Origin of the sequence: Mangrovihabitans endophyticus (assembly GCF_014646155.1) — a bacterium.
GTDB classification, from domain to species: Bacteria; Actinomycetota; Actinomycetes; order Mycobacteriales; family Micromonosporaceae; genus Actinoplanes; species Actinoplanes endophyticus.
This window is the reverse complement of the sequence record NZ_BMMX01000025.1, coordinates 22189-42207: the sequence shown is the minus strand read 5'-3', so window position 1 is coordinate 42207 and position 20019 is coordinate 22189. Positions and strand designations below refer to the sequence as shown.

Below are 20019 nucleotides of genomic sequence, written 5' to 3'. Positions count from 1 at the left end.
CGGTGGGTATTCGGCCGGTAGCCGGCAGCCCGCCGATCATCCGCGATTCTGAATTAATTTTTAAGTACGCCATAGGACTTCCACAACAGATGCTGATTCGCATTGCGTACGGCATTGTTCGGCTGTTTAGTTCGATCTCCACAACACGTCGAAAGTCGAAAGAGGTCACGAGATGATCGCCGCCCGCATCGATCGACGCGCCCGCCGCGTCATGGTGGGCATCGGGGCAACGGTCCTGGCGTTCTTGCTGGCGCCCGCCGGTGCGGCCCGTGCCGCCGACGGTGTGCCGGTGCCGCCGGACGGTGCCATGACTGACACCGGCAGCGGGCCGCTGAGCGCGGCGGACCGGGACTTCGTGGTCAAGGTTCGGCTGGCCGGCCTGTGGGAGATCCCGGCCGGCAACATGGCGCAGGAGAAGTCGAAGAACCCCAAGGTCATCAAGATCGGCAAAACCATCTCGGGGCAGCACGTGCTGCTCGACAAGCTCGACGTCGGCGTGGCGAAGACGCTGGGCATCGCGCTGCCGAACCAGCCGAACAACAACCAGCTCGGCTGGCTGGCCGAGATGCGGGCGGCGAACAGCACCACCTTCGACCAGATCTACGTGGACCGGCTCCGCGCCGCGCACGGCCAGATCTTCCCGGCCATCGCGACGATCCGGGCCAGCACCCGCAACGACGCCGTACGCAAATTGGCGCAGGAGGCGAACCAGTTCGTCCTCACCCACATCGCTCTGCTGGAGAGCACCGGGTTGGTCGACTACGGATCGTTGCCGACCGCGCCGCCGCCGAAGCCGAACGCGGGTCCGGTGCCGGTGGACGGGCAGATGCTCGCCGCCGCGACCAGTTCCGGCGGCGGAGTGTCCGGCGTCAGCACCACGGTCTTGCTCCTCGTGCTGGCGGGTGCGCTCACCGCCGGCGTCATCACCACCATGCGCATTCTCCGGGCGCGGTAACCCCTAGCCCGGCTCACCACATCCCGGGGCGGCCTCCACCGTCGGCCCAAAATGTGCGACAGAGAAAGGTGTCACCCATGCGAAGGTCGCAGTACCGGCGCAACAGCAAATCGACCTGGCTGCGAGGCCGGCGGCGGATCATCGCCGTGGCCGCCACCCTCGTGGCGTTCGGTGGCGTCGTGACCGTCACCCAGGTTTCGGACGCGAGCACCCGCCGGTCCACGGATCGCGCCCTCGCCGCCTGTGACCGGCTCCGGCCGCCACGCACCAACAAGCTCTCCTCGGAGACGAAGCGCGGCACGTACACCACGAACAAGGGCCGGGTCACCCAGCACTCCGACGACGGTGCCAGTGACACGGTGAGCGCCTCGGAGCTGCGCGCCCGGTGCCGCCAATGGGTGATGGACAACGTCGGCAACAACAACGGCGACAACGGCGGAGCCGGCGCGGGCGACCAGGCCGGCGGCGACAACAACGGCGGCCAGTCGGGCGACGACGCCACGCCGCCGCCCGGTGCCGGACTCGGCGTGCTGGCCAACAACTGCGACAACAGCACCCTGCAGCCGCACACCGGTTTCCAGGAGGGCGACAAGTGCGTCTCCACCGCTTTCGGTGAGGTCGGTGCGGCGGCGAACAACCCGTCGCTGCTGATCACCGACGCGCCGCAAGAAGTGGGCGTGAACCAGGCGTTCACCATGCGGGTCAGCACCCGGAACCTGATCCGGGACCGCTTCCTGGCCGCCGGCCAGGGCGGATACTACGTGGAGAGCTCGGTGCTGGAGGACGGCATCACCCGCGGTCACTTCCACACCGCCTGCCGCATGCTGCAGAGCACCGACGAGGCTCCCGCGCCTGACCCGGTTCCGGCGTTCTTCGTGGCCACCGAGGACAGCCAGGGTGGCCGCGCCCCGGACCAGGTCACCATCCAGGTGCCGGGCCTGCCCGACGCGGGCCTCGCGCAGTGCGCCTCGTGGGCCGGTGACGGCTCGCACCGCATCCCGATGATGGAGCGCGCCAACCAGACGCCGGCCTTCGACGTGGTCCGCATCCAGGTGACCGGCGGCAACGGCGGCGGTGACCAGCAGGGTGGCGACGACCAGCAGGGTGGCGACCAGCAGGGCGGCAACGACCAGCAGGGTGGCGACCAGCAGGGCGGCAACGACCAGCAGGGTGGCGACGACCAGCAGCAGGGTGGCGACCAGCAGGGCGGCAACGACCAGCAGGACGGTGGCGACCAGCAGCAGGGCGACCAGCAGCAGGGGCGTGGCGGCCGGCAGCAGGGCGGCAACCAGTAAGTCGGCACGCTCGCATTGACCCGCGGAGCAACTGCCGGCGGGCCGGGATGCGAACTCCGCGACGCGGCTCCTTCAGCGAGGCACCCGTCGCGTACGCGGAGGACCCCCCATCGCATCCCGGCGCCCGTCCCACCCTGAGGACGGATGCCCCGGCAGACGGCCCGACGACAGGAGTCGGCTGACGAAAGGAGGCGCGAGACCGATCGGGCCGGGCTACCAGCTCCGGCACTGGGCGACACGGACCTACTCGGGTGTCGGTGTTCGCCCCCGATGGCCCTGGCCGGGAGCGCGGCCAGGGCCATCGGCATGCCCTCGCTGGCCTGGGCCCGCCGATCCGCCCGGGACCGCAGCGGACCCGGGATGAGCCACCGACAGGCCGGCCCGGCACGCTCTCGTCCGTTCGGCGCCTCCCGTCCGTTCGGCACGCTCTCGTTCTTCGACGCGCTTCCCGGCTCGTTCGGCGCCTCTCGTTCGTTTGACGCGCTCCCCAGCGCATCGATCTTGGGGTTTGTGTGCCACTCGACTTTCGCCGTTTCTGACGGCGCCCCGAGGCGTGTGCGTTGGCACGGTTCACGCCGGCCCTCGTGTCTGCTTTGTCGGCTGTGATGGTGTGGCGGGGCGTGCAACGGCTCGACCGCCCCGGCGGCGGGGTGTGCCCGGTGCGCCTGTGCCCGGTGCCCGCTGCGCCTGCGCCCGGTGGTGAGATCCGGCCGTAGAGGGTGGCTGTCATCGCTCGTTCGGCCGTCGCTCACGCACGTCATGGGCCCGGCATGACAGCTCTGCGCTACGGCCGGGCAGGCGGTGACAGCCACCGGCTACGGCTGGCCGGGTGTCGGGTGGGTGGTGACGGCCACCAGTGACGGCCGGGAACACCGTCGGGGTGGAGCCGGATGCCGGGTGGGTGGTGACGGCCCCGCGCCACGGCCGAGGCCACCATCGGAGGCGGGCCCCCGCTGCCGAAGGACCCGTCCGCCGTCACGGTCACGCAAACCAGAGCGATGGCGAAACTGAGGTGCCTGGTTTGGGGTGTCCTATGCGACAAGTCCGACCGGAACTCCGAGATCGATCCGGCGGCCCCGCGCCACGGCCTCGATCTTGAACTTGTCGGGCAGACATTCCACGTGAAAGCCGTATGAAAAGGGCACACGAAGCTCAAGATCGACGGGACCACGTGACGGGGGAGACGTGACGGGGGCGGCGGCGGGGCGACGTAACGGGGGCGACGTGACGGGGGCGGCGGGGCGACGTGACGGGGGCGGCGGGGCGACGTGACGGGGGCGGCGGGGCCACGTGACGGGGGCGGTGGCGGGCCACGTGACGGGGGGCGGCGGCGGGGCGACGTGACGGGGGCGGTGGGGGCGGGGGGATGAGTGGGGTGGCACAGTGGTGCGGTGACCACCCCGGTGAGGCGACGCTTGGAGCTGCCGGAGCGTTACGACCTTGCCCGTACGGTCGGTTCTCTCGTTGCGGTGCGGCACGACGCCTGCGCCCGGGTTGATGGTCGCGGCTTCTGGCTCGCCCTGCGCACTCCCGACGGCCCCGGCACGCTGTGGTGTGCCCGGGATGGCGAGGCGCTCGTGGCTACCGGGTACGGCAGCGGCGCCGACTGGGTCGTGGACCGGGCCGACGCCATCGCCGGTCTGCGCGACGATGTTGCCGGCTTCGCCGAGCTTGCCGCGCGGCATCCGATGGTGGCGCGGCTCGCGCGTACCTTCGCCGGTGTGCGCATGCCCGCCACCGGGCGCGTTTTTCCCCGGCTGGTGCGGGCGGTTCTGGAACAGAAAGTCACCGGCAAAGAGGCGCATCGCGCGTACCGGGCCATGGTGGCTCATTTCGGGGAGCCGGCACCCGGACCGGCGGAATTGCTGTTGCCGCCCGACCCGGCCGCGGTGGCCGCGACGCCGTACTGGGTGTTCCATCCGTTCGGGGTGGAGCAGCGCCGCGCGCAGACGTTGCTGCGCGCCGCGGCGGTGGCCGATCGGCTGGAGAGGTGCGTGGACGCGGCCGAGGCCACCCGGCGCCTGGTCGCGTTGCCCGGCATCGGGGCGTGGACGGCGGCGGAGGTGGTGCGCACAGCGTATGGCGACGCGGACGCGGTAAGCGTCGGTGACTACCACATCCCGAGCACCGTGACCTGGGCGTTGGCCGGCGAGGCGCGCGGCACCGACGAGCGGATGCTGGAGTTGCTGGAGCCGTTCCGCGGCCATCGCGGCCGGGTGTGTGACCTGCTCGCGGCTGGCGGCATCATGGCGCCGCGCCGCGGTCCGCGCATGCCGTTACGGTCGTTCGCCCGTTTCTGAGCGTCCCGTGCGGGGAGCACTTCCGGAAGGTCGCCACCCGTGCGGGTGGCGTGTCCGGGAGTCGGGCATCATTCGCCCAAGCCTCAGAGGCCCCTCGGCTGGGTAAACCCCACCGACGGTTCGGGAACACCCCCAAGGATGTGACGATGGATGGGATAGCGGGCGAGCTCCTCCTGGTGCTGGTTTTGGTGCTGGTCAACGCCGCCTTCGCGGGTAGCGAGATGGCGCTGGTGTCGCTGCGCGACAGTCAGGTGCAGCGGTTGGAGCGCGACTCCCGGCGTGGCCGGGTGCTGGCCCGGCTCAGCCGTGACCCGAACAGATTTCTGGCCACCATCCAGATCGGCATCACGCTGGCCGGGTTCCTCGCCTCCGCGGCGGCTGCCGTCTCGCTGTCCAAGCCGCTGGTGGAGCCGCTGAGCTTCCTCGGCCGCGCCGCGCAGCCCACCGCCGTCGTCCTGGTCACCATCGTGCTGACGTTCGTCACCCTGGTACTCGGCGAGCTGGCGCCGAAACGGATCGCGATGCAGCGTACGGAAGGCTGGTCGCTGGTGGTGGCCCGCCCGCTGGACACGCTGTCGATGATCTCCCGTCCGGCGGTGTGGTTGCTCGGCGTCGCCACCGACGTGGTGGTCAGGCTGGCGGGCGGGGATCCGAAGGCGCAGCGCGAGGAGGTGACCGCGGAGGAACTCCGGGACATGGTCGCGGCGCAGCAGGACATCACCGCCGAGCAGCGCACCATCATCAGCGGCGCGTTCGCGATCGCCGACCGGAGCCTGCGGGAGATCCTGGTGCCCCGCCGGGACGTGCTCACCCTGCACCGGGGCACGAGCGCCCACGACGCGTTGCGGATGATGATCGACGCCGGTCGGTCCCGCGCGCCGGTGGTGGGGCCGGCCGGGCTGGACGACGTGCACGGCGTGGTGCACCTGAGCGCCCTGGTGGACGCGGACGGCACGGTGGACGGGCTGGTCCGGCCGGGCCTGTTCCTGCCGGAGATGCTCCGGGTGTCCGACGCGCTGCGACAGTTGCGCGTGGAACGTCAGCAACTGGCGATGGTGGTCAACGAACGCGGCGCGGTCAACGGCATCGTCACCATGGAGGACCTCGTCGAGGAGATCGTCGGGGAGATCTACGACGAGCGCGACCGCGACGTGCAGCGCTCGGTGCTGGAACCGGACGGCGCCTTGTTGATGCCGGGTTCCTTCCCGATCCACGACCTGCCGGACGTGGGCTTCGAACCCGCCGAGGCGGAGGACGGCGACTACACGACGGTGGCGGGCATGGTGCTGGCCGCGCTGGGATACATCCCGACCGCGCCCGGCGAGGTGGTCACCCTGCCGGCCTTCACCGCGGAGGTGGTGGAGATCTCCGGGCGGGCCATCACGCGGGTGCGCCTGCGTGCCCTGCCGCGCGCCGCCGACATGGGGGACCCGGTGGGGTGAGCCGGTTGCCCGCGTCGCCGTGACGACGCCGCGGCTTACAGGGCAAACTCGTGACTGTGGCTTTCACGTTGACGATCGACTGCGGTGGGGGCGGCATCAAGGGCTCGGTCCTGGATGATGCCGGCACGATGCGAGCGCAGGCGCTGCGCATCCCGACGCCGTACCCACTGCCGCCTGACCTGTTCGTGAAGACGCTGGTGGGTCTCGGCGAACGGCTGCCGACCGCGGACCGGGTGACCGTCGGCATGCCGGGCATGTTGCGTCACGGCGTGGTGGTCGCGACACCGCACTACATCACCCGCAGCGGTCCGCGCACCAGGATCGACCCGGATCTGATGCAGGCATGGTTCGGGTTCGACGCGCGGACCGCCCTGGCCGAGGCGTTCGGCCTGCCGACGCTGGTGCTGAACGACGCCGAGGTGCATGGCGCCGGGGTGGTGGCCGGCACCGGGTGCGAGCTGATCCTGACGCTCGGCACCGGGTTGGGGTGCGCGCTGTTCGACGGCGGCGCGCTGGCACCGCATCTGGAGGTGTCGCAGGCGCCGGTCCGCTGGGGGATGAGCTACGACACCTACATCGGGGAGCATGAGCGTCGGCGACTGGGCGACGCGCTGTGGTCGCGACGGGTGCGCAACGTCGTCGAGGGGCTGCGGCCGGTGTTCCTTTGGGACCGGCTGTATCTGGGCGGCGGCAACGCGCGGCTGATCACCGCCACGCAGTTGGCCCGGATGGGCGACGACGTGGTGGTGGTGCCGAACACCGCGGGCATTCTCGGCGGAGTCCGGGCCTGGACGCTGGGCCGAGGTGCCGACGGCTTTCGATAGCGTGGGCGGATGCTTCCCCGCCCGCAGGCGTTGCTGCTCGACTTCGGGGGCGTGCTCGCCGACGCGCCGCCGCAGCGTGCCGACGCGCCTCCGGAGCTGGTGCTGCGCCTTTACAACCTGATCGCCGGTGTGCGCACGCCGGGGGAGATCCAGCGGGATCTGGCATCCGGCGCGCAGGCGTACGCGCGGTGGCGCGACCGGGACGAGCCGGACGAGCTCCCGCAGGCCGAGGTGTGGGAGCGGTTCGTGATCGGGGAGTGGCCGCGCACCGCGCGGGCCAAGGTGCGCGCCGTGGTCGGAAAGCTGAGCTACGACTGGGCGTGGCGGCACGGCTGGGCGTTGCGGCCGGGCATCGCCGACCTGCTGCACACCGCGCGGCTGCCGATGGCGGTGGTGAGCAACACGCTGTGCGGTGCCGCGCACCGCGACTTCCTCGCCCGCGCCGGGGTGGCCGGGCTGTTCGGCGCGCAGGTCTACAGCGACGAGGCCGGGGTGCGCAAACCCAACCCGCAGATGATCTGGTCGGCCGCGGCGGAACTCGGTGTGCCGGCCCGGTCCTGCTGGTTCGTGGGCGACAGCCGGCGCCGGGACATCGTGTGCGCCCGGCGCGCCGAGACCGCCGCCGCGGTTCTGATGATCTCCGGGCGCACCCGCGGGGAGGACCCCGATGCGTGGCCGGCGCCGGACGCCGAGGTGGACGACGGTTTCGGCCTGCAGAAGCTGTTACGGCAGGCTGCCTAGCATCACGCGTTCCGAGGTGCGCAGGTAGTCGCGCAGCAGGTCGGCAGCGGTGTCCGTGCGGCCGTCCTCGTACGCGCGGGTGATCTCGTCGTTCATCGCCACGAACGGGCGGTGCAGCGCCGACGGGTCGGGCACCCCGGCGAAGGCCAGCCGCAGCTCCGCGGTGAGCTGCTTCATCCAGCCGTTCAGCCGCTGGCTGCCGGCCAGCGCCACGATCTGCTCGTGGAAGTGCATGTTGCTGGTGCCCACCGCTCGCCAGTCGGAGGCCGCGATGGCACGCCGGGCGTCCTCGACCGCGGCGCGCATGCCGGCCGCCTGCGGCGGGTCGACCGGCGCCTCGGCGAGCGCGGTGCATTCCAGGATGGCGCGCACCCGGTAGATGTCGGCGATCTGCGCCGAGCTGAGCACGGCCACGAACACGCCGCGGTGCGGCCGGCGCACCAGCAGCCCCTCCTCGACCAGCGTGGAGAACGCCTCGCGCAGCGTGTTGCGGGACACGCCGAGCGGTCCGGTGAGGGATGCCTCGGCGAGGCGCGTGCCGGGTGCCAGATCGCCGTTGATCATCGAGTTGCGTAGCTGTTCCGCCGCCCGCGCGGCGGAGCCCGCCCTGTCCACGGTCGTCACCGGGCCAGTCAATCAGCCGCCCGCGCGAAGCGCAGACGCGCCCCTGGCCGGGCCTGCGCGGCCCGGTCCGCGGACCGCGGCGTGAGCACGGCGATCACCGGGTAGCCGCCGGTCACCGGGTGGTCTGCCTGGAACACGATGGGCTGCCCGTCCGGCGGCACCTGGACGGCGCCGCGGACCACACCCTCGCTGAGCAGCTCGTCGTCGCGGGACCGGGCCAGCGGTGGGCCGTCCAGCCGCAGCCCGACGGAGTTGCTGGCCGGCGAGACGGTGTAGGCCGCGCTGAGGAAGGTGGCCACCGCGGCGGCGGTGAACCAGTCGTCGCGCGGCCCGAGGTCGACCTCCAGCGGTCCGTCACCGGGATCCGCGCGGGGGGAAGCTGCCGGTCCGTCCGGTGCCGGCCCGATCGGCAGCACGTCGCCGGGTGCCGGGCGGGGCGGTCCGACGCCGAGCGGGTCGGTGGACCGGGAGCCGAGCACCGGCGGCGAGTCGAAGCCGCCGCGCACCGCGAGGTAGCTGCGCAGCCCGCGGCGTGGCGCGGTCACCGCCACGACGGCGCCGGCGCTGACCCGCACCACCTGCTCCGGCCCGGCCGGGGAGCCGTCCACGGTGAGCACCGCGTCGGTGCCGGTCAGCACGATTGTCGCCGGTTCGTCGCACCGCACCCGCAGGCCGCCCAGGGTGCATTCCAGCACGGCGTGCCCGGCCGGGTTGCCGACCAGGGCATTCGCCCGGGCGTACGCGAGACGGTCCACCGCGCCGGACGGGCCCACGCCCTGGTTGCCGTGGCCGGGCCGGCCGCGGTCCTTGAGCACCACCAGTGGCCCGGTGCGCAGAACGGTCATGGTCATGCCGAGCCGCCTTTCGAGGTGTGCGTCGCCGTCGGCACGGCCCGGAACATCACCGACATGCCGGGCATCAGCAGCGCCGGTTCCGGCCGGTCCGGATCCCACATCCGGGCGGTGGTGCGGCCGATGAGCTGCCAGCCGCCGGGGCTCTCGTTGGGGTAGACACCGGAGAAACGCCCGGCCAACCCCACCGAGCCGACCGGTATCCGGGTGCGTGGCGACCGCCGCCGGGGCACGTCGAGCAGCGGGTCGCCGCCGGTCAGATAGCCGAAGCCGGGCGCGAACCCGGCGAACGCCACGGTCCACGGCGAGCCGGTGTGCCGGCGCACCACCTCCTGCGCCGAGACGCCCAGCAGTTCGGCCACCTCGGCCAGGTCCGGGCCGTCGTACCGGACGGGGATCTCCACCCGGCCGGCGTCCGGGGGGCGGCGGCGCTCGACCGTCAGCTTGCCCGCCGCCTCGCGTACCGCGGCCGGCGAGGTGATCGCCGGATCGATGGTGATGAGCACGGTGCGCGCCGCGGGCACCAGGTCGAGCACACCCGGCAGCGCCGCGTCGCGCAGCGCGGCGTACAGGGCCAGCGCCGCGTCGAGATCGTCCACCTCGGCCAGCACGGCCTCCCGGCCGCAGGTCAGAAACGCCGTCATGCTGGGCTTCCCGGGAGACGGGTCACGCGCCCGGCCCCACGAATGCGGTGATCTCGACCTCGGCCTTGGCCAGCGCGTCGTGCACCGCGTGCGCCATGGCCACCGCGCCCGGCGAATCGCCGTGCACGCAGATGGAGTCCGCGGCGACGTCGATCACCGTGCCGTCGATCGCGACGAGCTGCCCCTCGGTGGCCAGCCGCACCATCCGGGCGGCCACCTCGTCCGGGTCCTGCAGCAGGGCGCCCACGTCGCGCCGGGGCACCAGGCTGCCGTCCGGCCGGTAGCCACGGTCGGCGAACGCCTCCCGTACGCACGTGAGGCCGGCGTCGGCGGCCAGCCGCAGGAATGCCGACCCGGGCAGGCCGAGCACCGGCAGATCGGGGTCATAACGGCGGACCGCCTCCACCACCGCGGCGGCCTGCAACTCGTGGTGCACGATCGTGTTGTAGAGCGCGCCGTGCGGTTTGACGTATTTGACGCCGTCGCCCGCCGCCCGTGCCAGGCCGTCCAGCGCGCCGAGCTGGTAGATCAGGTCGGCGACCAGGTCGGCGCTCTCGTAGTCGATGAACCGGCGGCCGAACCCGCCCAGGTCGCGGTAGCCGACTTGAGCGCCGATCACCACACCCCGCTCGACTGCCTGCTCGCAGGTGGTCAGCAGCGTGCGCGGGTCGCCGGCATGAAAGCCGCAGGCGACGTTGGCGCTGCTCACCACGTCGAGCATGGCTTCGTCGTCACCGAGTTCCCAGATGCCGAAGCTCTCGCCGAGGTCGCTGTTGAGATCCATGTCAACCCGCCAGGTAGTCGAAGATGGTGCCCGCCGACACCACACCCATGTACCAGGTCAGCGCGGCAACGATGCCCCCGAGCGCCAACAGCCACACCGGATACTCGTACCCTTCGAGCATGTCTCGGCGGCGCAACGCCGCGACCAGCAGGATGGTCAGACCGATCGGCAGGATCAGGCCGTTGAAGCCGCCGGCGAACACCAGCAGCGCCGCCGGTGCCGTCCCGATCAGCAGAAAGATGACCGTGGTGACGGCGATGAACGCCACCGTCGTCCAGGAGCGTACGCGCGGCTGCGAGAACCGGCGGGAGAACGCGTCGAAGAAGGATACCGAGGTGAACGCGGCGCCGATCACCGAGCTGATTGCGGCCGCCCACAGGATCACGCCGAACGCGCGCAGGCCCAGCTCGCCGGCGGCCGACTCGAAGGCCTGGGCGGTGGCGTTGCCGCTGGTGTCCAGCGCGACCCCGGCGGACACCACGCCCAGGATCGCGAGGAACAGCAGGAACCGCATGAGGCCGGTGACCGCGATGCCGGTCAGCGCCCCGCGGGTCACCTCGCGGACGTGCTCCGGCCCGGTGGCGCCGCTGTCCAGGAGCCGGTGCGCACCGGAATAGGTGATGTAGCCGCCGACCGTGCCGCCGATGATCGTGGTGACGGCGGCGAAGTCGATGCGCTCGGGCCACACGGTCTGCCGCAGGGCTTCGCCGACCGGCGGCCCGGAGACCGCGGCGGTGTACAACGTCAGCACGATCATCATGATGCCGAGCACGATCAGCAGCCGGTCCATGGCCATGCCGGCGCGCTTCACCGCGAAGATCGAGATGGCGATGGCGGCGCTGATCGCCCCGCCGATCTTCGGGTCCAGGCCGAGCGCGGCGTTCAGGCCCAGTCCGGAACCGGCCACGTTGCCGATGTTGAAGATCAGCCCGCCGAGTATCACGAGGGCCGCGAGCAGCGGGCCGGCGCCCGGCAGCACGGCGTTCGCGATCTCGTGGGCGCGCTTGCGGGTGATCGCGACGATGCGCCAGATGTTCATCTGCACCACGAAGTCCACCAGCACCGACGCCAGGATGCCGAAGGCGAAGGCCGCGCCGAGCTGCGCGGTGAAGGTGGTGGTCTGGGTGATGAAACCGGGTCCGATGGCGCTGGTGGCCATCAGGAAGATGGCGCCGATCAGCGCGGTGCGGCGGGATCTGCGAGCGGACGCGGGTGCCGGGGTCTGCGTGGACATTGGCGCTCCTCGATCTTAGTGGGTTCGAAGGGAGGCGCCCCCGACGCTAGAGATTGTTGAACAATCGCACAAGATTTGTTCAACAATCTGGCACATCAGACCTGCCAGACGGTCACCCGGCGCATCGGCACGGACTCCAGCTCCTCCGCCACCGGCACCTCGTAGCCCGCCTGCGGGCGCAGGTCGTCCGGCAGGTAGGCCCGGCCCGGATCGCCGACCAGGACCAGCGCGCCACGAGCGGCGGCACGGCGCAAGAACGGCAGCACCCGCGTGGCCATCGCGCGGCTGTAGAAGACATCCCCGGCCAGCACCACATCGGCCTCCGCGTCGGTGTCCAGCAGATCGCCGGCGGCCTGCTGCACCCGTACGTCGTTCGCCTCGGCGTTGGCATGCGCCGCGGCCAGTGAGAGGGGGTCGATGTCGTTCGCGGTCACCGTCCGCGCGCCGGCCCGGGCCGCGGCGACCGCCACCAGACCCGAGCCGGTGGCCAGATCGAGCACCGACCGATCGGCGACCAGATCGGGATGATCAAGCACATACCGCGCCAGTGCCTGGCCGCCGGCCCACGCGAACGCCCAGAACGGCGGCGGCTGCGCGGTGCCGTCCGCCTCGGTGCGCTCCCACAGGGCGATCGGTTCGTCGGCCTGAAAGAGGGAGATCTCCGGAACGAACGGGACGGGAGCCAGGCGGGTGTGCGTACGCACGAAGTCGAGCATGGCCCGATTGTCCCGCCGTCAATGCTCAACAACGGTGGCGGGCCACCGATCAGAGCCTCAGCGAGTCCGCGCGGGAGGGAGCACGATGCCGACACGGTTGGCAGCCGCACTCCTCGGTGTGTGGATGACGGGCCTGGCCGCCGCCTTCCTGATGGCGCCGGCCCTGCAACCGGTGCTGCGCCCGATCGCCGGGCTGAGCGCCGCCGCCGCGATCGTGCTGGGTCTGCGCCGTCATCGGCCCACCGCCCCCGCGCCCTGGCGCCTGCTGATCGCGGTGGTCCTGATGTCGGCGGTGGCCGCCGATCTGTTCCGGATCCGCGGCACCGACCTCGCGGAGAGCCGGCCGTGGCTCTTCGTCACCGGTGTGCTGGTGCTGCTCGTGAGCTACCCGGTGCTCGCGCTCGCGCTGGCGCTGTTCGTGCGCCGCCGGACCGCGGCGACCCGCGACCGCGGCGCGGTGCTGGACGCCCTCACCGTCAGCACCGGTCTGGCGTTGCTCGGTTGGACGTTCGTGATCCGGCCGCACCTGCATCAGTTCGGCGCCGGGATGCCGGAAGTGTTCTGGTCGCTCGCCTTCCCTGCCGGCGACCTGATCTGCCTGGCCCTGCTGGTCCGGCTGCTGGCCGGGGCGGCGCCGTCGGCCGAGGCCACCAAGCTCGTCGGTGGCGGCGTGGCGGTGCTGCTGGTGTCCGACGTCGGCGTCCACCTCGCCCCGCTGAACGACCTGGTCCTGCAGATGGCCGGGCTGTCCCGGCTGCTGTTCTACCTCGCCGTCGGGCTGGCCGCGCTGCACCCGTCGATGACGGAGATGACCCGCCCGGCCGTCACATCCGCCGACGACCTGAGCCGGTTGCGTCTGGTGCTGCTCGCCCTCGCCTCGCTGGTCGCCCCGGCGGTGCTGCTTGTCGAGGTGCACACCGCCGGGCGGGTCACCGACCTGTCGGTGATCGCGGTACTCAGCGCGGTCACCTTCCTGCTGGTGCTGACCCGGATGGCCGGCATCATGACCAGCCACCGGCTCGCTCTGGCCCGCGAGCGCGCCCTGCGCAGGGCGTCCGCCACGCTTGTCGCCGCGCCGGGCACGGACGAGGTGGCCGAGGCGGTACGCGCCGCGGTGGCCCAGTTGCTGCCCGCCGACGTCCGGCACCGGGTCGTGCTGTCGATGGCGATCACCGAGTCCGAGGAGGTGCCGACCGGGGCCACCGCCGCACGGGCGGCCGCGGACCGGGCCGGGGGCACCACCGCTCGCATCGTGCCCACCCGTGAGGTGGAATGGGTTGCGGCGGTGCGGCTCAACCAGTTCAGCACGGTGCTGCGCTGCCCCCTCGTGCTGGGCGACCGGCCGGCCGGCGACCCGCTGGTCGGGGTGCTCACGGTGGGCGCGCCGGCGTGGATGCTCAGCGGGCTGCGGTCCTCCGTGGAGGTGTTGGCCACCCAGGTGGCGCTGGCGCTGGAGCGCATCGAGCTGAGCCAGGAGGTGGCCCGGCGCAACAGCGAGACCTACTTCCGGACCCTGGTGATGAACACCTCCGACGTCATCCTCATCGTGGACGAGGTGGACCAGATCCGGTACGCGAGCCCGTCGGCCGTCGCGGTGCTGGGACGCGACCCGGTCGGCGTCTCGCTTCCGGAGATCATCCATCCGGTGGACCAGCGCCGGCTGTCGGACGTGCTGGGCGCGGTCCGCGCCGGCGACGGGCCCAGCGACGGGATGGACTTCCGGGCGTTGGGCGCGCACCGCACCGAGGTCACGCTGGAGCTGCACTGCCGGGATCTGCGCGCCGATCAGAGCGTGGCCGGGCTGGTGGTCACCCTGCGGGACGTGACCGAGCGGCGCCGCCTGGAGCGCGAACTGACCCACCAGGCATTCCACGACTCGCTCACCGGCCTGGCCAACCGGGTGCTGTTCACCGACCGGCTGGAACACGCGCTGGCACGCGCCGCCCGGGACGGCTCGGTCGTCGGGGTGCTCTTCATCGACCTGGACGACTTCAAGATCGTCAACGATACGCTCGGCCACGCGGTGGGCGACGAACTGCTGATGGCGGTGGCCGACCGGATCGGCGGCGCGCTGCGCGCCGACGACACGGCCGCCCGCCTGGGCGGTGACGAGTTCGCCGCGCTGGTGGAGAACGTGCAGGACCCGGGCGCGGTGGAGGAGACCGCCACGCGCATCCTGGCCGCGCTCGCCGAGCCGATCGTGGTGGACGGCGAGGAACTGCACGCGGTGGCGAGCATCGGCATCACCACCACACCGGAGGCGAACACCGCCACCGAGCTGCTGCGTCAGGCCGACCTCGCGTTGTACGTGGCCAAGGGCGCCGGCAAGGGGCAGTGGCGCCGTTACCAGTCGGAGCTGCACGGCGCGATGGTGGAGCGTCTGGAGCTGCGCTCGGCGCTGGAACACTCGGTGAAGGAGGGCCAGTTCATCCTCCAGTACCAGCCGATCGTGGACCTGGCCACGGACGACACCGCCGGATTCGAGGCGCTGGTGCGGTGGGATCACCCGACCCGCGGCATCATCACGCCGGACCAGTTCATCGAGGTCGCCGAGGAGAGCGGACTGATCGTGCCGATCGGCCGCTGGGTGCTGGACGAGGCGCTGCGCACCGTCGCGCAGTGGCGCCGGTTGCTGCCGCGCAGCCGCGCGCCGTACGTCAGCGTGAACGTCTCGGTCCGGCAGTTCCGCGCGCCCGGCTTCGTCGACCATGTGCGGACCGCGCTGCAGCACGCCGGCGTGCCTCCGCAGGCGCTGATGCTGGAGATCACCGAGACGCTGCTGATGGGCGACGAGGAGCGGATCTGGGCGGAACTCTCGGCATTGCAGGAGATGGGCGTACGCGTGGCCATCGACGACTTCGGCACCGGCTATTCGTCGCTGGGGTACCTCCGGCAGCGGCCGATCGACGTCCTCAAGATCGACAAAACGTTCGTTGACGACATGGTGGACAACTCCCAGCAGGCCGCCCTGGTCAGCGGGATCATCAGCCTGGCGCAGACGCTCAACCTCACGGTGGTGGCGGAGGGCATCGAGACCGCCACCCACCGGGACATGCTGCTGCGGCTGGGGTGCCCGCTGGGTCAGGGCTTCCTGTTCTCCACCCCGGTCGGCGCGACCGAGGCGTTGCACTGGCTGACCGGCCCGGCCGCCGTCGCCGCGTGAGGGATGCGGGCAGGGATCGACGGGATTACCGTTCCCTCGCCCCTTCTCTCATCCGGAGGCATCTGTGTCCCTGCACCTCTCGCGGCGGTTGCTGATCACCGCCGTCGCGGCGCTCGCGACCGCCACCCTCGGCGGCGTCGGCATCGGCTACGCCGCGTCGTCCGGCGGCCCGGCGATCAAGACCATCACCCCGCACTCCGCGGACGACGTGACAAACATCGACGTCCTGCGCCAGCAGTTGCGCAACTACTACGGCGACCCGCTGGGCTCGGGCGTCTTCGGCGACACCAGCTTCTACGCGCGCGAGGCCCGGCAGGTCGCCCGGGACGGCAAGCGCTACCTCGCCGCTGCGCACCGGACCCACAAGACGCGCGCCGTCCTCTTCGACGTCGACGACACCACGCTGGCCACGTGGAACTACGAGGTGTACAGCAACTGGGCGTACAACCCGTCGACCAATGCCACGTTCGTCACCGAGCAGCGCTTCCCGGCCGTACCGGGAATGCTGGACACCGCGCGGGCGGCCGAGCGGGAGGGTTACGCGGTCTTCTACCTGACCGGGCGGCCGGCCACGCAGGAGGCCGCCACGCTGGGTAATCTCACCGCGGACGGGGTCGGCGTGGACGCCGGCTATCCGAAGCCGACCGATCTGCGCGACGGCGAGGACGGCCTGTTCACCAAGCCGGCGGTGGCCGACTACCCGGACTATCTGCGCGCGGCGTGCGCCGACGACCCGAACGGTTCCTGCACGACCGTGCACTACAAGGCGGCCACCCGGGCACACATCGAGTCACTGGGCTACGACATCGTGGCGAACTTCGGCGACCAGTACAGCGATCTCAAGGGCGGGCATGCGGACAAGACGTTCCAACTGCCCAACCCGAACTACTTCCTGCCCTGACCGGCGGCGACGCCCGGCCGGGCCGACCTAGTAGGGGTCGCCCTGGCCGGGCAGTCGGCCGTGCACCAACCCGCCGAACCGCCCGGGCAGTTCGGGATCGGACGACAGCGGCGCGCTCGCGGTATGCGACCGCGCCGCCATGCCGGCGACCAGTTCCCGCAGCGCGCTCACCGCGTCGTGCCGCGGTCGCCAGCCCAGCTCGGCGGCGGCCCGGTCGCACGACATCAGCGGCGATTGCAGGCCGAGGTCGACCCACCCGGAATCGATCGGCTGCAGGCGCAGCCGCCAGGAGAACGCTGCGGCGCCGCGCAGCACCGCACCGGGCACCGGTATGCCCACGCCGCGGAACGCGCGCCCGGCCACCACCGGATCGAGCACGGGTGCGGCAGCGATGTTGAACGCGCCGCGGACGTCGCCGAGCAGCACCCGGGCGTACGCCTCGGCCACGTCGTCCGCGTGCACGGCCTGCATCCGCAGGCGGCGGTGGGCGGGCAGCACCGGTATGCGGCCGGCGCGCAGCAGGCCGGCCGGGAACATCGGGCCGGCGAAGTAGCGACCGATCTCGGTGCCCGCCTCGCGCTGGAAGATCAAGCCGGGGCGCAACCGCACCACCCGCAGCGCCGGGTGGTGCGCCTCCACCACATCCAGCAGGCCCTCGACCAGCACCTTGTGCCGGCTGTACGAGGAGGCGAGCACGCCGGTGCGCGGATAGTTCTCCCGCACGTACGCGTCCTTGGGCCCCGGCGCGTAGACGCCCACCGACGAGGCGAAGACCAGCGCCGGCACGCCCGCCCGCACCGTCGCCTCGGCGACATGGGCGGAGCCGAGGACATTGGTGCGATACAGACGCCGGCGGTGGTGGCTGGGCTGGATCTGCCATGCCAGGTGCACCACGGCGTCGGCGCCGGTGACGATCGGGGCCAGCCGGGCGGCCGCGTCCGGCGCGCCGATGTCGCACGAGTGCCACTCCACATCGGCATAGTCGGCGGTGCGGGGCGGTAGCCGCCGGGCCACCCCGACCAGGGAGGCACCCGGCTCCGGGCGAAGACGGCGCAGCAGGGCGGTGCCGGCGTTGCCGGAGGCGCCCACGATGACGACTCGCATGAGCGGGGAGTACCCGCGACCCGGCGGCTCGAACCGGCGGTGCGACTCAACTCGACCATACGAGCAGTCACCTGACTGCCAAGTCGGCCCTCTGGATTTCGGCGCTGCCCAATTTATATGCTCGCGTATATGGGGGAGCGGTTTGACGTCGAACTGGAACCCGAGGTCCGCCGCTGGTTGGACACGTTGCCGCTCCCGCATACCGAACAGTTGAATACCACGCGGACAGGCTGGCTGCGTCGCCGACCACGCTCGGTGAGCCCTACAAGCGAGGTCGAGCGCGCCGTCGCTGCCCAGAAGGCGTGCGAAGGCGAGCATGGGCCAGCGACCCATCTCTACGACCGTGAAGGGGGCAGGCGATGAAGGGGTACCACACCAAGTGGACTGTTCCGGACGAGCATCGGGAAAGTCCCGAGTACGTCGAGGCGGGTACCCGCATCGCCCTCGGCCAGGCTGTCTATGACCGGCGGACGGTCCTGGGCATCAGCCAGGCCGAGCTGGCCACGCGGGCAGGAACGACGCAGACCGTGATCTCAAGGCTGGAGGGTGGCGCGGTCACGCCGACGCTTCCCCTGCTGCACCGTCTGGCAAGCGCCCTGGAGGGCGAGCTCGACCTCAAGATCACCGGTACGAGCCTGCGAGCTGAGTTCCCCCTCGCCTCGTAGCCCGTTCCTGACGGACGTCGGCCGCAAGCACCTCTGCCGCCGATAGCTGTTCAGTCGTCCAGGGAACGGTGGCCTACCCGCGCCAGGTGACAGGCGCGGAGCTCGTCGCGCTGGGCGATCAGAGTGTGAGTGGAGGCTGGGAGTGATGGGCGCAGACCAGCGGGAGTGGACCGGCCCGGTGACCACTCGGATGCGGTGCTGCATCTGCGGCGACGACACCGAGGGAGCCGACAATTACATCGTGTTGGCTCTGTCGGCCGCACCGAGCGACGCCATCCAGTACCTGGGAGCGCATGCGGACCATTTCAACAGGGCCCTAGCGCCCGGGTTCCACCTGGATGCCACCGAATGAGCGCCGCCGAGTGGACCGGACCGGTGGCGCAGCGGATGCGGTGCTGCATCTGCGGCGACGACACCACCGGCACCGATGACTATGTGGTGGTCGGGTGATTACCGAGCACAGCAGCGGCGAGATCCAGTATCTCGGCGCGCATGCCACGCACCTGGAAGGGGCGATTGCCCGCGGCTTCACCGTCGAGGTCACCTTGATGTAGGCGGGGTGAACCGCGCAATGGCCCGGTCAGGTGGGCTCGTCGGGCGGCGGGTCGGGGCGCAGCCCCACCCGGCCGTCGCCGCGGGCGGCCTGTCCCGCGTACATCCGGTCGACCGCCGCCGGCAGGGTCGCGGCCAGCGGAATGAGCACCCGGTATCTGGCCGGCACCACGATGCGCCGGCGCGGGCGGCGGATCGCCCGCTGTACTGCCGCCGCGACGATCTCCGGACCGGGCAGACCCCGGCGGCCGTTGGTGTCGGTGGCGATGAAGCCGGGTTCCACCAGGGTCACCCCGATGCCGGTGCCGGCCAGTTCGCGGCGCACCGAATCGGTCATTCCGCGCAGCGCGAACTTGGTGGCCGAGTAGGCGCCGCCGATGCCCACCTCGCCGGCCACCGAGCCGATGTTGACGATCGCGCCGCCGCCTTGCGCGCGCATCACCGGCACCACCGCGCGCATCAAAGCGATCGGCGCTCGCAGGTTCACGTCGATCATGTCGTCCACCGTGCGCGGATCGGCCAGCACCGAGGAGGAGCCGCCGACCCCGGCGTTGTTGACCAGCGCGTCGATGCGCCCGGAGACCGAGGCCGCCCGTTCCACCAGGGAGGTCACCGCTGCCGGGTCGCGCACGTCGGTGGGTGCCACGGTGCTCGCCGGTATCCGGGCGGCGACTGCGGTCAATTCCTCGGCGCGTCGCGCGGCGAGCACGACGTGCATTCCTGCCTCGCCGAGTCGTACGGCGATGGCCCGTCCGATGCCCCGCGAGGCGCCGGTGACGATGACAACGCTCATGACTTCTCCGAATGTGGAAGAAACGGCGCCGCCGGAGCGCGGCGACGCCGTATTCTCCCCGGTCCGGAACGCGATGTCACCGGTTGTTGTGGTACGCCTCCACGATGGACCCGGGGATGCGGCCCCGCTCGGAGACGGTGTATCCGTTCTGGGTGGCCCACTCGCGAATCGCTTGGTTCTGGTCGCGATTGGCGCGCGGCGCGGGGGCGGGGGCGGCGCCGCGCCGGCTGCCGACGCCGTTGCGGCCGACCCGGGTGGCCACGCTCAGGTACGGGTCGAGCGTCTTGCGAAGCTGGCCGGCGTTCTCTTCGGAAAGGTCGATGGTGTAGTTCACACCGTCGAGTCCGAACTCGACCGTGCGATCGGCTTCGCCGCCGTCGATGTCGTCGGTGAGGAGGGTAATTACCTGTTTGGCCATGGTGTCAATGCTC

19 protein-coding genes are annotated in these 20019 nt (G+C 71.6%); 10 read left to right on the top strand and 9 right to left on the bottom strand.

All coding sequences use genetic code 11. The features are described from left to right. Positions 1–172 precede the first annotated feature (172 nt). The 6 genes from IEY73_RS22810 (at position 173) to IEY73_RS22785 (ending at position 7557) form a co-directional block, all read left to right on the top strand. Positions 173–955 (top strand): DUF4142 domain-containing protein, encoded by a 783-nt coding sequence (locus IEY73_RS22810; RefSeq protein ID WP_189081336.1) that lies wholly within the window; start codon positions 173–175, stop codon positions 953–955. A 77-nt stretch (positions 956–1032) separates the two neighbouring features. Then, positions 1033–2250 carry a Pecanex-like protein 1 gene (locus IEY73_RS22805; protein WP_306661525.1) on the top strand — a complete coding sequence of 406 codons (1218 nt, stop codon included), beginning with the start codon at positions 1033–1035 and terminating at the stop codon, positions 2248–2250. A gap of 1391 nt (positions 2251–3641) precedes the next feature. Beyond that, a complete protein-coding gene (locus IEY73_RS22800) occupies positions 3642–4550 on the top strand; it encodes a DNA-3-methyladenine glycosylase family protein (protein WP_189081335.1) in 909 nt (302 codons plus the stop codon). A gap of 146 nt (positions 4551–4696) precedes the next feature. Beyond that, entirely contained in the window at positions 4697–5992 is a 1296-nt protein-coding gene (locus IEY73_RS22795; RefSeq protein ID WP_189081334.1) for a hemolysin family protein, read from the top strand. Between the two features lie 56 nt (positions 5993–6048). Next, on the top strand, positions 6049–6816 hold the full coding sequence (locus IEY73_RS22790; protein WP_189081333.1) for an ROK family protein: 768 nt from the start codon (positions 6049–6051) through the stop codon (positions 6814–6816). Between the two features lie 9 nt (positions 6817–6825). Continuing rightward, complete coding sequence (locus IEY73_RS22785) at positions 6826–7557, top strand: HAD family hydrolase (RefSeq protein WP_189081332.1); 732 nt, start codon at positions 6826–6828, stop codon at positions 7555–7557. Here IEY73_RS22785 and IEY73_RS22780 read toward each other — a convergent pair. The 6 genes from IEY73_RS22780 to IEY73_RS22755 form a co-directional block, all read right to left on the bottom strand. Continuing rightward, positions 7540–8181, bottom strand: coding sequence for a GntR family transcriptional regulator (locus tag IEY73_RS22780; protein WP_189081331.1), 642 nt, complete (start codon positions 8179–8181; stop codon positions 7540–7542). The two genes, IEY73_RS22785 and IEY73_RS22780, sit on opposite strands and share 18 nt — an antisense overlap. 8 nt (positions 8182–8189) lie before the next feature. Beyond that, positions 8190–9032 (bottom strand): 5-oxoprolinase subunit C family protein, encoded by an 843-nt coding sequence (locus IEY73_RS22775; protein ID WP_189081330.1) that lies wholly within the window; start codon positions 9030–9032, stop codon positions 8190–8192. Next, complete coding sequence (locus IEY73_RS22770) at positions 9029–9676, bottom strand: 5-oxoprolinase subunit B family protein (RefSeq protein ID WP_189081329.1); 648 nt, start codon at positions 9674–9676, stop codon at positions 9029–9031. The genes IEY73_RS22775 and IEY73_RS22770 overlap by 4 nt, the downstream gene beginning before the upstream one ends. Positions 9677–9698: 22 nt before the next feature. Beyond that, positions 9699–10460 (bottom strand): LamB/YcsF family protein, encoded by a 762-nt coding sequence (locus tag IEY73_RS22765; RefSeq protein ID WP_189081328.1) that lies wholly within the window; start codon positions 10458–10460, stop codon positions 9699–9701. 1 nt (position 10461) lies between these two features. Continuing rightward, positions 10462–11694: an NRAMP family divalent metal transporter gene (locus tag IEY73_RS22760; protein WP_189081327.1), complete on the bottom strand. Its 1233-nt coding sequence runs from the start codon at positions 11692–11694 to the stop codon at positions 10462–10464. A 95-nt stretch (positions 11695–11789) separates the two neighbouring features. After that, complete coding sequence (locus IEY73_RS22755) at positions 11790–12410, bottom strand: class I SAM-dependent methyltransferase (protein WP_189081326.1); 621 nt, start codon at positions 12408–12410, stop codon at positions 11790–11792. Between the two features lie 85 nt (positions 12411–12495). Here IEY73_RS22755 and IEY73_RS22750 point away from each other — a divergent pair, with 85 nt between their 5' ends. Beyond that, positions 12496–15573 (top strand): putative bifunctional diguanylate cyclase/phosphodiesterase, encoded by a 3078-nt coding sequence (locus IEY73_RS22750; RefSeq protein ID WP_189081325.1) that lies wholly within the window; start codon positions 12496–12498, stop codon positions 15571–15573. 64 nt (positions 15574–15637) lie between these two features. Further along, a complete protein-coding gene (locus IEY73_RS22745) occupies positions 15638–16474 on the top strand; it encodes an HAD family acid phosphatase (protein ID WP_189081324.1) in 837 nt (278 codons plus the stop codon). 27 nt (positions 16475–16501) lie between these two features. Here the strand turns inward: IEY73_RS22745 and IEY73_RS22740 are convergent, their stop codons facing one another. After that, positions 16502–17578 carry an NAD-dependent epimerase/dehydratase family protein gene (locus IEY73_RS22740; RefSeq protein WP_189081323.1) on the bottom strand — a complete coding sequence of 359 codons (1077 nt, stop codon included), beginning with the start codon at positions 17576–17578 and terminating at the stop codon, positions 16502–16504. Positions 17579–17937: 359 nt separating this feature from the next. Here IEY73_RS22740 and IEY73_RS22735 point away from each other — a divergent pair, with 359 nt between their 5' ends. Both IEY73_RS22735 and IEY73_RS22730 read left to right on the top strand, forming a co-directional pair. Then, positions 17938–18243, top strand: coding sequence for a helix-turn-helix domain-containing protein (locus IEY73_RS22735; RefSeq protein ID WP_189081322.1), 306 nt, complete (start codon positions 17938–17940; stop codon positions 18241–18243). Between the two features lie 145 nt (positions 18244–18388). Next, positions 18389–18595 carry a hypothetical protein gene (locus tag IEY73_RS22730; protein WP_189081321.1) on the top strand — a complete coding sequence of 69 codons (207 nt, stop codon included), beginning with the start codon at positions 18389–18391 and terminating at the stop codon, positions 18593–18595. A 228-nt stretch (positions 18596–18823) separates the two neighbouring features. On the opposite strand, the gene IEY73_RS22725 is transcribed toward IEY73_RS22730, so the two are convergent. Both IEY73_RS22725 and IEY73_RS22720 read right to left on the bottom strand, forming a co-directional pair. Continuing rightward, positions 18824–19588, bottom strand: coding sequence for an SDR family NAD(P)-dependent oxidoreductase (locus IEY73_RS22725; protein WP_189081320.1), 765 nt, complete (start codon positions 19586–19588; stop codon positions 18824–18826). A 76-nt stretch (positions 19589–19664) separates the two neighbouring features. Then, entirely contained in the window at positions 19665–20006 is a 342-nt protein-coding gene (locus IEY73_RS22720; RefSeq protein ID WP_189081319.1) for a histone-like nucleoid-structuring protein Lsr2, read from the bottom strand. Positions 20007–20019 lie beyond the last annotated feature (13 nt).

Excerpts from the sequence above, each read along its gene's own strand:
- IEY73_RS22760 (WP_189081327.1), bottom strand. The coding sequence starts at position 11,694 with ATGTCCACGCAGACCCCGGCACCCGCGTCCGCTCGCAGATCCCGCCGC.
- IEY73_RS22810 (WP_189081336.1), top strand. The coding sequence starts at position 173 with ATGATCGCCGCCCGCATCGATCGACGCGCCCGCCGCGTCATGGTGGGC.
- IEY73_RS22735 (WP_189081322.1), top strand. The coding sequence starts at position 17,938 with ATGAAGGGGTACCACACCAAGTGGACTGTTCCGGACGAGCATCGGGAA.
- IEY73_RS22720 (WP_189081319.1), bottom strand. The coding sequence starts at position 20,006 with ATGGCCAAACAGGTAATTACCCTCCTCACCGACGACATCGACGGCGGC.
- IEY73_RS22725 (WP_189081320.1), bottom strand. The coding sequence starts at position 19,588 with ATGAGCGTTGTCATCGTCACCGGCGCCTCGCGGGGCATCGGACGGGCC.
- IEY73_RS22730 (WP_189081321.1), top strand. The coding sequence starts at position 18,389 with ATGGGCGCAGACCAGCGGGAGTGGACCGGCCCGGTGACCACTCGGATG.
- IEY73_RS22805 (WP_306661525.1), top strand. The coding sequence starts at position 1,033 with ATGCGAAGGTCGCAGTACCGGCGCAACAGCAAATCGACCTGGCTGCGA.
- IEY73_RS22795 (WP_189081334.1), top strand. The coding sequence starts at position 4,697 with ATGGATGGGATAGCGGGCGAGCTCCTCCTGGTGCTGGTTTTGGTGCTG.
- IEY73_RS22750 (WP_189081325.1), top strand. The coding sequence starts at position 12,496 with ATGCCGACACGGTTGGCAGCCGCACTCCTCGGTGTGTGGATGACGGGC.
- IEY73_RS22740 (WP_189081323.1), bottom strand. The coding sequence starts at position 17,578 with ATGCGAGTCGTCATCGTGGGCGCCTCCGGCAACGCCGGCACCGCCCTG.
- IEY73_RS22770 (WP_189081329.1), bottom strand. The coding sequence starts at position 9,676 with ATGACGGCGTTTCTGACCTGCGGCCGGGAGGCCGTGCTGGCCGAGGTG.
- IEY73_RS22775 (WP_189081330.1), bottom strand. The coding sequence starts at position 9,032 with ATGACCATGACCGTTCTGCGCACCGGGCCACTGGTGGTGCTCAAGGAC.
- IEY73_RS22765 (WP_189081328.1), bottom strand. The coding sequence starts at position 10,460 with ATGGATCTCAACAGCGACCTCGGCGAGAGCTTCGGCATCTGGGAACTC.
- IEY73_RS22785 (WP_189081332.1), top strand. The coding sequence starts at position 6,826 with ATGCTTCCCCGCCCGCAGGCGTTGCTGCTCGACTTCGGGGGCGTGCTC.
- IEY73_RS22755 (WP_189081326.1), bottom strand. The coding sequence starts at position 12,410 with ATGCTCGACTTCGTGCGTACGCACACCCGCCTGGCTCCCGTCCCGTTC.